This window comes from Parabacteroides sp. KHUB-01 (assembly GCF_056640935.1).
Genome location: NZ_CM153256.1, coordinates 139,494 through 154,878 on the forward strand (window position 1 = coordinate 139,494; position 15,385 = coordinate 154,878).

Below are 15,385 nucleotides of genomic sequence, written 5' to 3' on the forward strand. Positions count from 1 at the left end.
TTTCATTTATGCTATGATGTAAAGGTAAGCATCTGATTATTAGTAGTCAATACGTCAAATATGGGATTATTCCGGAGATTGTGGGAATACGATGGATTATGTGTTACCCGTCATATTCGATACGGCTGGACTAAGGCGGTTGATGGTAAATCTGTTTTTACGGAAATAAGGAAGGCATATATTCAGTGGTTGACAGCATTGACAACAAATCCAATGGAAATCCGGCATAAGGTCTGACTGGGAAAGCTGCTGTAACACAGTATATTATATTCCTTCTTACTTTTTCTTATAAAGAATATGATATTATAGTGTGTCAACGTTTGGCTATGGATTTTTAGCGGACTGAAAATTGTGGCTACACTTGTCAACGTTTGTCAACGCATGATTTCTATGTGAAGTATCTGATACACTGGCAGATACTCTCTGTCAACACTGTCACTCCTGAAACGTGTGCATTTTATTATCTGAAAACATCTGATGCGAAAGGGATACATGGTTATCCTAATGTACCATTACAGCCACAGGTTTGTTCAGCATGCCTCTTCAGATATTTTTTTGCAAAGGTATCTCCGGCATTGCAAACGTCAAACACAGGGCTGAAAATCTTCCTCAAACGGGGTTGAGCGTATTTTCAGCTTTCCTTGAAGTTTGCCTTATTGAATGCCTGCGCTTCTGAGAACTGCAAAAAATATCCTTCGGGCAAGCTGAAAAACTTGCTGACAGAAGGGAAAAAAATCAGAGCGTATGGTACAGATGGACGAAAGCATCAGAAAGCAGTTGGAAAAGCCACAGACATGGTTCTGCAAGTATTTTCCCAAACGTATTCAGAATGTGGGCGAGAAGGAAATCGCCGACAGACAGTTGGTTTATGACTTCAAGGACGGAAGGTCTCATGAAGCGGTGGCACAGATGACGGCAGCAAGAATGATTGAGGAACACGGGGACAGATGTTCTCAGTTGGTATTCATTCCGGTTCCGGCATCATCGGTAAGAAAGAATGAAATCCGGTACATGGACTTCTGCAAAAGGGTATGTGAACTCACAGGAGCGATAAACGGGTATGACCATGTAAGGGTATGCGGAGAAAGACTTGCTATTCATGAAAACCGTAAGGCTGAAAAGGAAATCAGAAGGGTGAGCATCATCGAGTTTGATGAAGAGTGGTTCAGAGGCAAGGCAGTCATAGTCTTCGATGATGTAATAACACGCGGATTAAGTTTCGGCATGTATGCGAACCAGCTGGAGAGTTTCGGAGCGAATGTCATTGAAAGCATCTTCCTTGCAAGGACTCATTATAAAGTATAGAACTATGGACAGAATATTATCAGAAAAATCAAAGTCACTGGCTTTCACGGGACACAGAAGTGTTCCCGTAGAAAGGCAGGATGAAATAAGGGCACGGCTTGCTGAAGCCGTGTTGCTTGCCTGCAGGTCAGGCATTACCTGCTTCTACTCAGGCATGGCTATGGGTTTCGACCTGATGGCCGCTGAAACTGTATTGTCACTGAAGGGAAAGTACCCGGATATACGGCTAATTGCCGTTGTACCTTTCAGGAGACAGAGCTGCCTGTGGCCGTCAATGGAAAATGAACGTTATCAGAGAATAATTTCCCAGGCTGACCGGGTTATTGTATTGAGTGAACACTATTTCAAGGGATGCTTTCTAAGGCGCAATGACTTCATGCTGGAGCATTCATGCGGTTTGATTGCCTATTATGACGGCAAGCCTTTGGGAGGAACATTCTATACCTGCAGGGAGGCAAGGAAGAGAGGCATGGATATAGTCAATCTGTACTGAAAACCAGTCCGGATTATAGTGAAAATATTATACAAAACAGATGTGCAATTTTCTTGCATATCTCGTTTATAATGCTTATATTTAGATAGTTAAATAAGTTAAAGAGGTAGTTTTATGAATAATATCTACAACCGATACATTTGGCTGTTGCATACAGTCTATCAGGAAAGAAAGGTCACTTTTGAAAGGCTTTGTGATATTTGGAAGCACCATTTCCTGTACAATGGAAAACCGTTGAGTCTGCGCACATTCCACCATCACCGGAAAATGATTGAGGAAAATTTTGATATAGTTATTGCGTGCAACAGAAAGGACTATACATACTATATCCAGAATCTGGATGAAATAGTCGGTGACAGCTGCCGTAACTGGCTGTTCAACAGCCGTATCATTGATGTGGCCCTGAAAAGCAGTCCGTGTCTGTTTCATCGTGTTGTACTGCCTGACATGTCAGGTGGTATTGAATACATGCCGGATATATCGGAATGTATTAGCGATGGACATGAACTGTACATATTCTACACGAATGACAGGGGCAATGAAGTGGAAGGCAGTTTCCGACCGGAAGGTTTAAAGTTGTTCCATAACCGATGGTATCTGCTCGGGTACAGGAACGGCACAGAATTCAGTTCCGTTCCTCTTGATGCACTGACCAAAATCTATCTCAGCGGTAAGAGATTTGATACTGACTACAAATTTTCTCTTGCCAAACGTCTTTCAGACTCCATTGGTGTTGTGGCACCGACCGGACAGCAGCCGGAAGAGGTTACACTACGGGCTTATGGCCCATTTGCTGATTATCTGAGAAAGCATCCTTTCCACCATTCGCAGGTGGAAAGGAATGATATGGGGACTTTCACGTCTTTTGACTACATGCTTCTTGTGACTGACGAACTGGTAGATGAAATACTGGCTCTTGGTGATAAGGTGGAGATTACTTTTCCGGAAAATTTGAGAATGAAATTACTTCAGAAGATTGGGCGTATCAAAAACAGGTATGCAACATAAAAATCTGCAATTGTAGAATATTACTTTTGAGTAGTAAACATTCGCTCAATCATTGCTTCAAGCTCAGGACTCAATGGACGTTCTGTGTCCATACACTCCTTCTCACCGGCAACCAGGTCACCATATATATTCTTGTAACGTTCAGCTTCACTGCCATCACAGCAAAGCATAGCCGTATCAAACTCCTTAATCATTTTCTTACGCTGGCTCTCTGGATATTCCTTAGTCTTGCCATAACTGGTAATAGTAAATGTTCTTGCCATAATCATAGGATTTATTTGTTATACCTTTGTTTATAATCTTTTTTGCTATACTAATATACGAAAATATTTTGATAATCAGAAATTTAACCGTATAAAACTTCTAAAAAGTTTAATCCAATACGGATGAAACACAACCGGAATCCGCGCATCTTTTTATCAAAAATACAACTATAACAATGAAGGTATTAATAGTACAATCCTGATTATTTAAACAAAAAACTTATATAAATCAACATTTACAACATTAAAAGATAGAAGATATAGGGGCTTTTACGTCATTTGATTACATGCTTCTTGTAACTGACGAACTAGTAGAGAAATCTTGGTTCTCGATGACAAGGTGGAGGTTACCTATCAGGAAAAGCTTAGAATGAAGCTGTTTCAGAAAATTGGACGTATTATGAATAGGTGTTCAATAAATAAAGTAATAATATTCAATATAAAGATTTATCGCTAAATTTGCAATGTTTTAGGTAAAACTATGGTAAATGTCCAGGTAAAGCTCATAAGTTTATGGTTCGATACCATCATTTGCCGCTATGGAGCTAAACTCTACAATTAAAAATTCAAAATTTTTAAATCTAAAGAAAATGAAAAAAAGTTTTTTTTAGGCAGTAGAACCTTTAGTGAAGGTTCATGCCAAAATTAAAAGTCCGAAAGGATAGGTTATTAGTAATTTTTTATCTGTAGGATTAGATGTACTAGGGATTCTTGGAATCCCTGCAGCAAGCAGTATGTCATTGGCAAAAGATAGTACAGAGTTAATAATTCAATGGATATCCCGAAAGGGAGTTGATAAAGGCAAGATCATGACTGTTATTCATGATATTTCAGCTTTTATCCCATTGTACTCGTAGTACCAATCCCTTTTAGCCTTTTCCATTGATTCTGCACAATTGGCTAATGCCATTGAATAGATAAGGAAACAGTAACTAAGATTAAAGCTTGGAGCTTCATGGTTAGTGATGGCATTTCAGGTAGCTAACCACTCCTTTTTTAAACAAAAGCGGTTTGGATTACTCCAAACCGCAACTATTATATTTAAAACAATGATTTAAACTTAAAATGATAGGTTTATACTTCCTGCATTATTTGTATACCTATCTTGTTGTTGATTTCAGTCTCTACAGCATTATATATTTCTGTTTCACTTGTTTCTATAGATATTATTAGAGAATACTTTATAACATTATCAACATTAGCCAGTTTTCTCTCTTTCCACCAACCTGGTCCTGGATAAACAACTATATGACCACAACCTGCTAATTCAGTTGCTGTACACTCAAACCAGTCCGACTGAACAGTACCTTGTTCACGGCGATTTTGCTTGATTGTCCATCTTTGAGTATCATTATCTGTTGTTTTATCTCCTTCATTCTTATTCCTTCTACATAAAAATTCTTCAACATTTTCATGTGGACTCTTCAAGTCAAAATGCAAAGTTGCTGAAGGATAACGATATTTATTTCTTCTACCGGCATAACCAGGAGAAGGCTTTACATAATAGGAAAGTGTAATTCTTATCTTTACTTTTTCTGCTCCCATCTGCTCAAGTAATTCAACAGGCCATGGGAGATCATAAAAATGCAGTTGATTATATGTATTTGAACCATCTTTACGTACATATGGTATCAATTCATTTTCAAAGATGTATGTAGCATATCTTTCATTGCTAAATAAAGCAATTTCTTCATCTGGAATGCCATAACCACATATTGACATGATATCATTGATACTTCCTATACGCTTCATTTCTTCAGTCCATCTCGCAGAATGTACCATCATACCACGTACAGACAACAAAGAAAGGTCAGGATTCACTGTCTTGATTTTTGCTGCCATACGTGCAGCCAATGCTGTGGCTGCACTGGTTGCATAAAATGGCTCCAATGATTCTGCCAAGTCTGCACTGGTCGAAATCAGGCTCAGATTAGGAGTTGTTGTTGTCTGCAGTACAGGATGATTAGCTACATTACCGCCTTCCATTACAATCTCAGGCTTGTTAAGACCATTTCTCCAACTCCAGGAGGTTCTTGACATCGGAGAAATTCCTCCAGGCGCAGCCAGAGGCTTATATCTATCATCAGTTACAACAGTCTTCTCTGTATAAGCTCCTACAGTCAGTGCATTCCATGCCTGTGCCGGACTTTTAATAGCATTAGCTTTACATGATTCTATATAATCTGAAGCGTCTATTTCTGTAGTCTCAATGTTTCCCGCAGAAACGACCACCAGACGATCACAATTCCCTCCATTGTATATACTTTCATCTAGAGCAGCAGAACTTGACGTGGATTTGCAGTCATAAGAAATGTCATCTGTAACAGCCATACATTGTATAGATGCTCCCATTTCATGAGCTTGCTGTATAGCATCCTCTATAACAGCACCATAAAAATCAGAATCAGTTTCATATCCGGATTCATATATTTTCACGGATGCCAAGTTGTTTTCAATTGCAACAGATTTCTTATGCTCATAAATTAAATCTGTCATATCACCATATAGGATAAGGCCAGCCATATCCGTTCCATGGAAGCTATGATCAATAGTGTCATAAACTCCTATTGCACTTTTCATCATATCATCCGATAAGAATGGAGCTATCAAATCATGAGCATTGTTTACACCTGAATCCAATAAGCCCACCCTTACACTGTCACTGTTTATTGAAATCTCAATTTCATCTCTAATAAGCTCACTCCATTCCCTGCTTTCATCATGGGATTTTACAAGTATTGAAGGCTGTTTATAAGGACGTATTCCCTCTATATAACCAACAGATAAAGGTAACTCACATAATTGTTGTTTTGTTGCTTTGATTAACAGAACAGCAACTCCTTCAAAGTCAAGAATATTTTTACCTGCTGATATAAGGCCAAGACTGTCTAAAGTTTTAGTAAGTTCCTCTACATTATAATCATCACCTTTGGTTACCCATATTTCAAATGTCTGCAAATGATTATCTGGTAGCATATCAAAATCTTCAGCAGAAGTATAAAGACTATGAACATCAGCTTGTTCAATAGAATTGATTGGCTCAATCAGAGTTGCATTCTTAGGGTTTCCATTTCTTGTGCAAATTTCTTCATTTGCATACTCATTAGCTTTTTTGTCCAACCAATCTTTTTTTTCTTTCTTGACATATATTGTTACATCTACATTTCCATCACCTTTATCTTCTGAGATTTTTAGAATAGATGCTCCACTACTTTTTGCTAATGTCTGAGGAACAAAACCTGAAACCATGTCAAAGTTCATATAAACACCATCTGCAACGGGTAATCCACTTTCTGATCGTTGTGACAAAGTTTCTATTGCCTTATCAATAGCTGTATTATAAATTTCTTTTATATAAGCCGCATGTTCCTGTCTGTTTCTTTCAGGCATGGTTGGCGGTTGTACAGACCTGGTTCTTGGTGTAAAAGAACGATCTTCTGCTATCTTATTTCCTAAGAAAAAATGTTTCTTTTGCATATTACCTACATATTCAACCTATTTCACGGCACAGCTGATTTCGTTTGTCAACAATCATTTTCACCATTTCCATATCTATAGGCAAATCATTTAACAGTGATTCTTTGAATATGTCGGAGCATACCATTTTTATCTCTGCATGGCTCATTCCCGTAAATAAAGGTTCAGCCTGAGAGAAATCCAGATTTTTTGCTGTATATAAATATTCACGCAACAACAACAAGCGTTGTTCTGCATCCGGCATTCTGTATTCAATGACATCATCAAAACGCCGGAACATTGCCTTGTCGATGGACTCTATTGCATTTGTAGCTGCAACAATAAAACTATCAGAAGAATCACGCTCCAACAACTGCAGGAATGTATTAAGTATTCTGCGTTGTTCACCGACCTCATTTTCCATTCCACGTTGTGCGCCTATAGCGTCAAACTCATCAAAGAGATAAACGGCAGGGACTTCATCTATAAAATCAAAGATACGGCTAAGTTTCTGACCTGTCTCACCCATGAATTTAGTGATAATCTTTTCTGTTCTTACAATAAAGAAAGGAAGATTAAGTTCCTTTGCCAATACCCCTGATGTCATAGTCTTACCTGTACCAGACATACCATAGAGTAACAGCTTACGGCGATTTGCAAGGCCATATTTCTGAAGTTCTTCTCTTCTTGTATATTCCTTTATTACCCTTTCCAGCTTCTCCTTTACAGACTTATCTGTAACCAGATCATTCAAACTGTCATATGTTTCAGTCTGAAGCAACAAATCGTCAACATCCTTATTGCGTGGAATAATTTTTAAATTGCTAAAAGAGGTCTTTTTCTGGCTTAATAATTCCTGGATAGTTCTCGCCAATACAGCATGACCATTCTTTGCCTCTACAGCTGAAATCTGTAAGGCAACCTTTCTGAATTGTGCATCATCATTGTTTAAATGATTGCGTATCAGAGATAATATTTGGTCTGCATTTGCCATCGTAATATGGTTATAAAATTATTGATGTACAAAAATACTTTGTTCCCGTCAAATAGTCAACCCTATCATTAAAAATTGCTAAATATTTATGTTTTTTTATCTAAGAACTTGGTGATTTCACCAAAATAACTAGGAGAAGTCTTTTAATACTACAATTATATTTTTGATTTGTATTAACCCCTTTACTTCTTTCATCATCAGAGTTCAGATTAATCATTTATGTAAAATCAAATTCATTCTGTTTGAAAGTGTGTTGCATTTCTGTCATCACTTCTTCCTGCATGTCCTGCACTTCAGCTACAACCTCAGTTTCAAGATCCAACCCGAAAGTCTCTTTCAACTGGAGATAATCAAAGCATAAAGCCTTCGGTCGGTTTACCTTTACCTTCTTAACCTGCTCTCCATTTACAATGTCGATGGTATAGTCAGGAAGTCCGCTGGGCAGAAGTATGGTGAATCTGTCTTGTTTCAGTCCCAAATATGAAGCATGGGATTTCAGATACGACATGATGGTGGACCAGTTCGAGCGGTTGGAAGTTGAACCTGCATTCCTACTGTTGAACAGTGATGCCACGGCTGCCGTGTTCAGATAGAGAATAGGACGTGCTTCCTTAAATTCTATATCTTCTTTTACAGACAATGGACGGAAGGATTTCATATACCTTATGCGGTAATGTGCTTTCTCAATACATTTCCCTGAAGTCTGGAATCCCTGAAGCATACTCCAGAAATCCGCTATCTCCGAACTTTCCTGAGCCAGTTCATTCTGGTTGCGTATTCCTTTGACTGCTGTTTCAAAAAGCTCCGCATAACTGAAAGGCACGTCAATGACTGTCTCCAGTGTTCTGAAGGTGGCCAGTGGAATAACCCAGTTACCGAATATACGGTCATGGATGGTTTCATTATCCAATTTCGCAGCCAGCTCACGCTTGGTAATGGAGTATATTTCCGGAAAGTTCTTTTCAAACAGTTCCCGGTGTCCCAATATTTCCAGGGTGAGGTGGGTAAGTCCCATATTGCAGACTGATACAAGGTCTTCATAGGCTCTTTTCTCATTCTGGTTGAATGATGTCTTTGAAAAGGCAAGGAAGATAACACGGGTGTAGAGTGCCATATCTTGTGTCGGCTTGTCCTGACCACATAAAGCTACACCTGTTGTGACAATGGTTTGGGCTGCCATACCGTCCGTATTCGTATTCTTCTTAGTCTGGCCGCCACCGCCCCAAAGTCCTTTCAGATAGGCTATCTTGCGGATATCAAGGTCATTCTTGTATTCGTCCAGCACGGCAAGTGTATTGACAGCCTGTGATACACGGTCGTTCATGGCCGGTACGGAAGTTACTCCGAGATTGGGCGGATCAACCCCGTGCAGAAAGAAGGACTGGAGGGAAGTAGCCAGGGTTGTCTTACCGGTTCCTTTCTCACCGAAAAGGTTCAGGATGGGAAAGTGACGGGTGCGTCTGAATATTATGTCACGGAAGAGTGTGGCAAGCAGGTAACAGAAGGCTACACTTGCATTCTCGCCGAACACTTCCATCAGTCTTTTTACGTAATCATACAGCTTTATTCCGTTGCAGTTCTCATGTATCATAAGTCTCTCAAACTGGAATATCTCCGGATTGTTGAGATAGATTTTTGAAGTGGCCGGTATATAGAAAGCCTTGCCGTTGATACCACGGACTATACCCAAATCATCAACGGTATTGAATGTACCTGCAAGGAATATTCCGTTACCGAAAGCGAAGAATCCTTCAGCCGCATTCCAGCCGAGTTTTCTGATACGTTCTGCCGTATCGGTCTTTGAATACAGGTATTCCTTTACACGGTTGAGTTTGTCAATCTTGGCCAGCCATACATAATTGCCCAGTGAGCCGACCTTCTGCTGGAAGTTGCTCAGTGAGCAGAGTTCTGACTCCTTCAGTTCTATGACCCTGCATACATTGTACATATTCCTCATACGGAAGATTCTGGTTCCGTTTATCTCATCCTCGATATGGAACAGCGGTTCCATGATGAAGTTGGAGATTCTTGACGGTTCATCATCATCTTCACCGATGGAGTAGTAACAGTTTTCTCTGACGAACAGACCGAATTGGCGCAGCAGTTCAGCTTCACGCTGCATCTCGTTCATGGCTGCAGGTTTGTCGTTCCTTCTCCTGGCTTCCCCACGTGCCTGGGTAACGGCATCACGCCATAGCTTTACCTTGCCGTGCAGTCTGGAGAGCTGTTCTATGCACTGGTCATACACAAGCTGGTCTTTTATATAGCGCAATAGGTCTGCTATTTCCGCAACACACTTTCTTTCCTCTACCATGGAACCGGCTACCAGAAAACGTTTCTGTGCCAACCAGATGATAAAATGCTTTTCTGGCAGTGAGGTATAATCCTCCCTGCTGCGGATATAGCTGTCGGCATCATTCTTGGCATATTGTACTTCTCCTTCTGCCTCGGATGGTATTTCTGCAAAAGGAAGTTCCCTGACTGTTACATGGAATCCTTTTCTTATGGCTGCAGCCCCGTTGGTCATCACCGCCTCAAATCCCGGTCCGTATGGCTTGCCTTCCGCAATATCTGAATCAGGAATGAAACAGAGTGAGGATACATATTTCTTCAGCTGTTCAAACTGGCTGTCACTCCAGGCTGTTCCAAGTGACGCTACTGTATTGTCGTATCCAATTGACTGCATTCTAAGGACATCAGGAGCACCTTCCACAATGATATAATAGTCGGCATCACGCAGTCTGGCGGCACGGTCAATGCCAAATACTGTTTCTCCCTTGGAGTAAATCATGCTTGTTGCCGAGTTGATATACTTGGGAGCTTTCCTGTTGTCTCCAATGTATCTGGCTGTATAGGCAATGATGCGTCCCCATCTGTTTCTCACGGGAATCATGATACGCTGGCGGAACATGGCGTATGTGTTGCCATCCTCACCACGCTTGAACATACCGAGTTCGTACAGCAGTTCTTCGTTCAAAGCCTTGTTTCTGCAGAAATCCATAAAGGCCTGACCATCTTTCGGTGCATAGCCTATTCCGGCAAAGGCACAGAATTCCTCATGCCATCGGCTGTATGCGTAGGCTCTGGCATCAAGGCTCTCTTCCTTGTCTGTTGCTCTTAAATTTTGTAGGAAGAAGGTCTGGACTGTATCGAGAACTGTCAGAAGTAATTCCCGGTGCCTGGCTTCGGCCATCTGTTCCTCACTGCGCTCTTCACTGATGTATTCTACCGGAATATTATGGTTTCTGGCAATAAATTCCACGGCGGTACTGAAGGAAAGGTTTTCCTTTTCCATTATAAACGTAATGGAATCACCGCCACGGTTACAACTGAAACAGTGGAAGAGATTCTTGCCTGGGGTAACGGCAAAGGAACCGGTCTTCTCAGTATGAAAAGGACAAAGTCCCATCAGGGTTGAGCCTTTTCTGGACAGCCTGACATAAGGACTGAGTACGTCTTCTATGGCAAGTTCCCTTACTTTCCGTATGGTTGTTTCGCTTATCATAACGTACTGAGCAGGTTCCAACAATCGATTATTGACTGGCCGGAGTATTTCGGACGGCTGACATTATTAGGATTGAGCGGTTGGATATACCCGTTTTCTCTGTATTTTTTGAGTGTCTTGTTGCTGATACCGAGTTCAGCACAGGTGCGCTTGACTGAATAGACACCGTTTGGATCGCACGCTGGTCTGATTTCTTTCATTATTATAAAATCATTATGAATGTGCGATAAAAAAAGACCTGTCCGGCTTTATTGTTAAGTGGCAAAACTATAAGCTGGTGAACAAAGGTTACTGACGCACATTCCTGTACCTACTATAATTGCTTTCTTTATATTTCATAGAGTATCACGGCTAAACTAAATAAATAAAGTTTATCAATATTTGATTATTAGCCATAATATGTTTATCACTTATCTTTCTTGACCGGTTTTTCTGCCTGTTTCGGCTGACTTTCATCAAAATAGTCCTGGGTGGTTCGCTGCAAGAGCCTGAGGTCTGCCGTGCGGTATTCCACCTTACCGGGTCTTTTATAGGAGACCACCTTTCCCTGACGTTTCCATCGTTCTACATTCCTGCGGCCAAAAAGTTCGTAAGCCTTCCTATGGCTGATGAATTCAGGATCATCCTTGTCGGCTTTCAATTGCCTGACAATTCTGGAGGAGAGGTCATTCAGGAATGTTTCGTATGGTATAAGATGGTCCAGAAACTGTAATATCTTCATATAAACCTGATTTGGTTTCTATACTGTTCGTTTGACCGTAATGGTATGGTTTTCCCTGTCAGTCCTGGTCTTGAACTGACGGTTGTAGATGGCACCAAGCTCTGAGGCCTGTGTACGGATGCTTTTCAAACGTGAAATGGGGAATGAAACGGATTCACCTACTTCAAGGGCAACAAGTGCCGGACGGATTTTTTCTAAGTTTTCAGACATAATTGTTGGATGTTTAATATTTAATGTTTAACTTTGTATTCACCAAATGAATAGGTTACACCACAAAGTAACATAAAATGGTTTATATAACCAAATATTTGTTTGATGATTTATTGTTTAAGATGTATTTATTGAAGGAATCGCATGGATAATGACATAAAACACGTGCATGTAGGTCAGGCTATCGACAAAAGACGCAACGAGCTTGGATTAAGCAAATCTGAGCTTGGGCGCAAAATAGGTGTACCACAGCAGCACATAAACCGCATACTGGAAAGGGAGACAATGGAAACGAACAGGCTTATTAAAGTCAGCGAAGCATTGGACTTCAATTTCTTTTCCCTTTTCTGTCCGAAACAACATCATATATCGGCACACCTTGCAGCCGTTTCATTGGATGGAAATGCAAATAATCTGATAGGTGATGCAGAACTGGCCGTACAGTTATCCAGCGAAAAGAAAGAAACAGAGAACCTGAGGGAAACAATCAAGCTTCTGAAAGAGCAGATAGAGAGTCTGAACTCACAGATTTTACGTCTTGATTCAAACCTGAAGGATAAGGACGTGATTATTGAACTATTGAAAGATAGGAAATAAACAATACTGAAATTTAAATGAATGCGTCATCTCGTTACAGAGAGGTCAAATCATTCATCCTTAATATCTATTGCAACTGTTCCAAGCATTGTATAGGATTGTATCAAGATGCATACAGATTACATACACAAATATTGCATCTTATTGAAATACAGATATGTATTGGAGAGGCACAAGCTGCGATAGAATAATAATGCTAAGAAAGTAGCAGCTTTAGAAAAAAGTCATACCAAAGCGCATACACTTCACATACACCGGTAATGTAACCTATTGGGAAATAATCGTATATGAAAGTGGCGCAGGCAGCTATTGAGGAAACTATCTAATCCTATTGGATAGTTAAAAATACAGTAAATTAGGCTGATATGTGGCATAATTGCTATATATCAGCCTTTTATTATGTTTTCATTTCTTCTCTTTGATCAAGAGACCAAATAACGAAAGCTGCTTGTGAGAGCGGAAAATTCTTAATTTTAAGTTTGTTGCCATAAGTTCCACCTCTTTTGAGATAATCTGCAAGTCTTTGAAATGATTGCTCCAGAATGTATGAATATGTTAGAAATGAGTTTCTGCAATCCTTTACTACCGTACGTAATAAGAGTTTAGAATCTTTAGTATTTACTCTTAATCATATTTATTTGAATAACAGAAAAATCAAATTATACAATCATCGGGAAACAGATTGAACAATCAAGGATATGAATAAAAATCATGCCCTTTGAGCTCTGAATTCATTCGGAGTGATTCCCACTATACGTTTGAACATGCGGCTCATATGTTGCGGATATTGGAATCCGAGACTGTAAGCTATCTCGCTCATAGGCTTGGATGTGGAGAGCAGTAACTCTTTAGCGCGGCCTATCAGCTTGTCCTGAATATATTCCGTGACAGTCTTTCCGGTCTGCTTACTGATCATGTCACCGAAATAATTGGGCGAAAGAAAAACCTTGTCAGCAAAGTATTTCACGCTTGGCAGACCATTCTCTTGTGGAGCTTTGCTGTCAAAGTATTCGTCAAGCAGACGTTCAAATCGGACAACCACATCCTTATTGGATGCCTCACGAGTAGTAAATTGACGTTCATAGAAGCGCATGCAATAATCGAGTAACAATCCGATATTGGCAGTTATCAGCCTCCGGCTGTGTTTGTCAATATTATGTTCCAGTTCTGCCTCAATCTTACGAAAACAATCCATTATGGTCTCGCGTTCTGTTTCAGACAAATGGAGGGCTTCACTTGTCTCGTATGAGAAGAAAGAATACTTTTTTATCTCTTGCCCCAACATTGTTCCACGGATAAAATCAGGATGGAACAATACGCCGTGCGCCGTAGGTCTGGTATCTTTCAACATCTCTATAGCAGCAACTTGTCTCGGTGCGAAACAGACAATGGTTCCTTCCTTGTAATCGTAGGGCTGACGGCCATAGGTAATATCTCCGCATTTTGTATCTTTCAGAAACAGTGCATACACTCCATAATTGATTTTGAAATGTTCCGGCCATTCGGTTGCTTTTGACAAATCGACGACTGCAACCATGGGATGCAATGTTTCCAACCCGAACAACTTGTTATATTTATCGACGCTATCCAATTTAATTAATTCTTCCATATCGCAAGGCATTATCGTTTTTGCAAATATAGTGCTTCTGTTTTTTATATTTATCCTCTTTCAATCCTTTCAAAACAGGGAAGGAGACGAGATATTCTTTTTTCAAATACAAAATGGATGAAAGTCTCCATCTTTCACAGCGCGAGCAGGCAATTGTGGAATGGGAGCTGTTCGAAATAGAAGAAATGGAGTGTGGAGGCACATTTGCAGTAACGAAAAGATTACTGGCAGGCTAAAAAACAGAATCATCTTATTGATTTGATAAATTCACTAATAGTCTGCCCAGTCATTTGTTTGAAAAAACGCATCAGGTGGTTAGGCTCAGAGAAATGTAACCGATATGCTATTTCTTTTATTGGCAGCCCTGAAAACAGAAGGTCGTTTTTTATCTCTTGTAATAAGCGTTGTTTCAATAAACTGACAGCAGATAGGCCAAATTCGCGCATTACAGCTTTATTTAATGAAACCCTGCTGATATTCATCATCTCTGCATAATCATTTACCCGTGTTATTTTCGAGATATTCTTTTCAAGAAGCTCTTTATAATGGTAGGCATAGTTGTTCAGAGGTGGAGTAAAAGGGAGGTTGAATAGTTTTGCATAGAATCTGTTTAGCTCTAATAAAAATTGATATAGATAAGCTACTATCATATGATAGCTATCTGCTATAGGATTCCGCAATTCCTCTTTCATGCGTTGCAACATATTAAGGAACTGAGACATTTCTTCTTTGTTCATCTCAAAGTACGTCGGGATATTATGTTGATAGCAATATAATAACCTGTACATAAAGTATTTGTCAGATAAGAAATTGTTTATGAATTCTTCTTGAAAAACAAGAAAGGTATAATCAAGTTTACTTAAGTCAATATGCCATTCTTGTAGTTGGTAAGGTGATATAATAAGAACCATATTGGGATGTAATTCAATCCTTTTTCCAGCTAACAGCATATAACCTTCAGCTTGTCTGAAGAAATAAATCTCAAAGAAGTCTGTTTTATATTGTTCATTGAGATTGAACCAGCCTGGTTTCTCTGAACTTTCAGCTGTGTTCAGCAAAAAGTCTACGCCGCAGGAACTCTTGGAATATTTCAGAATAGAAATATGCTTGGCCGTTTTGCTGGCATAAATATCAAATGAATCTTTGTGTTTCATATTGACAGTTTTTTATCATTAATGATAAAATAGACTTCTGTATAAGTAAGAATGCAGTAATTCTGAAAGA

The 15,385-nt window shown here is 39.7% G+C and carries 15 protein-coding genes; 6 read left to right on the forward strand and 9 right to left on the reverse strand.

The annotated features are described in order from the left end of the window. Positions 1–60: 60 nt before the first annotated feature. The 4 genes from ACYIAR_RS00640 to ACYIAR_RS00655 all read left to right on the forward strand — a co-directional run bounded on the left by ACYIAR_RS00640 (position 61) and on the right by ACYIAR_RS00655 (position 2,806). Positions 61–237, forward strand: a complete 177-nt coding sequence (locus tag ACYIAR_RS00640) for a hypothetical protein (RefSeq protein WP_480331443.1) — start codon at positions 61–63, stop codon at positions 235–237. A 507-nt stretch (positions 238–744) separates the two neighbouring features. Then, on the forward strand, positions 745–1,305 hold the full coding sequence (locus tag ACYIAR_RS00645; RefSeq protein ID WP_480331445.1) for a phosphoribosyltransferase: 561 nt from the start codon (positions 745–747) through the stop codon (positions 1,303–1,305). Between the two features lie 4 nt (positions 1,306–1,309). Next, positions 1,310–1,798, forward strand: coding sequence for an SLOG family protein (locus ACYIAR_RS00650; RefSeq protein WP_480331447.1), 489 nt, complete (start codon positions 1,310–1,312; stop codon positions 1,796–1,798). A gap of 114 nt (positions 1,799–1,912) precedes the next feature. Then, entirely contained in the window at positions 1,913–2,806 is an 894-nt protein-coding gene (locus ACYIAR_RS00655; protein ID WP_480331449.1) for a helix-turn-helix transcriptional regulator, read from the forward strand. Positions 2,807–2,826: 20 nt separating this feature from the next. Here the strand turns inward: ACYIAR_RS00655 and ACYIAR_RS00660 are convergent, their stop codons facing one another. The 7 genes from ACYIAR_RS00660 to ACYIAR_RS00690 all read right to left on the reverse strand — a co-directional run bounded on the left by ACYIAR_RS00660 (position 2,827) and on the right by ACYIAR_RS00690 (position 11,955). Continuing rightward, entirely contained in the window at positions 2,827–3,069 is a 243-nt protein-coding gene (locus tag ACYIAR_RS00660) for a hypothetical protein (protein WP_480331451.1), read from the reverse strand. 1,074 nt (positions 3,070–4,143) lie between these two features. Further along, the gene (locus tag ACYIAR_RS00665) at positions 4,144–6,546 is read right to left on the reverse strand and encodes a S8 family peptidase (RefSeq protein ID WP_480331453.1); all 2,403 of its coding nucleotides are present in this window, start codon (positions 6,544–6,546) and stop codon (positions 4,144–4,146) included. A gap of 13 nt (positions 6,547–6,559) precedes the next feature. After that, positions 6,560–7,519 carry an AAA family ATPase gene (locus ACYIAR_RS00670; RefSeq protein ID WP_172775732.1) on the reverse strand — a complete coding sequence of 320 codons (960 nt, stop codon included), beginning with the start codon at positions 7,517–7,519 and terminating at the stop codon, positions 6,560–6,562. Positions 7,520–7,736: 217 nt separating this feature from the next. Then, a complete protein-coding gene (locus ACYIAR_RS00675; protein ID WP_289105786.1) occupies positions 7,737–11,024 on the reverse strand; it encodes a DNA primase in 3,288 nt (1,095 codons plus the stop codon). Further along, entirely contained in the window at positions 11,021–11,224 is a 204-nt protein-coding gene (locus tag ACYIAR_RS00680; protein WP_005649194.1) for a hypothetical protein, read from the reverse strand. Before ACYIAR_RS00680 ends, ACYIAR_RS00675 begins: the two co-directional genes overlap by 4 nt. 206 nt (positions 11,225–11,430) lie before the next feature. Beyond that, a complete protein-coding gene (locus ACYIAR_RS00685) occupies positions 11,431–11,745 on the reverse strand; it encodes a hypothetical protein (RefSeq protein WP_480331456.1) in 315 nt (104 codons plus the stop codon). An 18-nt stretch (positions 11,746–11,763) separates the two neighbouring features. Then, positions 11,764–11,955, reverse strand: coding sequence for a hypothetical protein (locus ACYIAR_RS00690; protein ID WP_480331458.1), 192 nt, complete (start codon positions 11,953–11,955; stop codon positions 11,764–11,766). Between the two features lie 144 nt (positions 11,956–12,099). On the opposite strand from ACYIAR_RS00690, the gene ACYIAR_RS00695 reads away from it, so the two are divergent. Beyond that, entirely contained in the window at positions 12,100–12,552 is a 453-nt protein-coding gene (locus ACYIAR_RS00695; RefSeq protein ID WP_005836511.1) for a helix-turn-helix domain-containing protein, read from the forward strand. 709 nt (positions 12,553–13,261) lie between these two features. Here the strand turns inward: ACYIAR_RS00695 and ACYIAR_RS00700 are convergent. After that, positions 13,262–14,161, reverse strand: coding sequence for a helix-turn-helix domain-containing protein (locus ACYIAR_RS00700; protein WP_480331461.1), 900 nt, complete (start codon positions 14,159–14,161; stop codon positions 13,262–13,264). A gap of 113 nt (positions 14,162–14,274) precedes the next feature. Here ACYIAR_RS00700 and ACYIAR_RS00705 point away from each other — a divergent pair, with 113 nt between their 5' ends. Then, on the forward strand, positions 14,275–14,397 hold the full coding sequence (locus ACYIAR_RS00705; RefSeq protein WP_480331463.1) for a hypothetical protein: 123 nt from the start codon (positions 14,275–14,277) through the stop codon (positions 14,395–14,397). Positions 14,398–14,406: 9 nt separating this feature from the next. Here the strand turns inward: ACYIAR_RS00705 and ACYIAR_RS00710 are convergent, their stop codons facing one another. After that, complete coding sequence (locus ACYIAR_RS00710) at positions 14,407–15,315, reverse strand: helix-turn-helix domain-containing protein (RefSeq protein ID WP_480331465.1); 909 nt, start codon at positions 15,313–15,315, stop codon at positions 14,407–14,409. Positions 15,316–15,385: the final 70 nt, after the last annotated feature.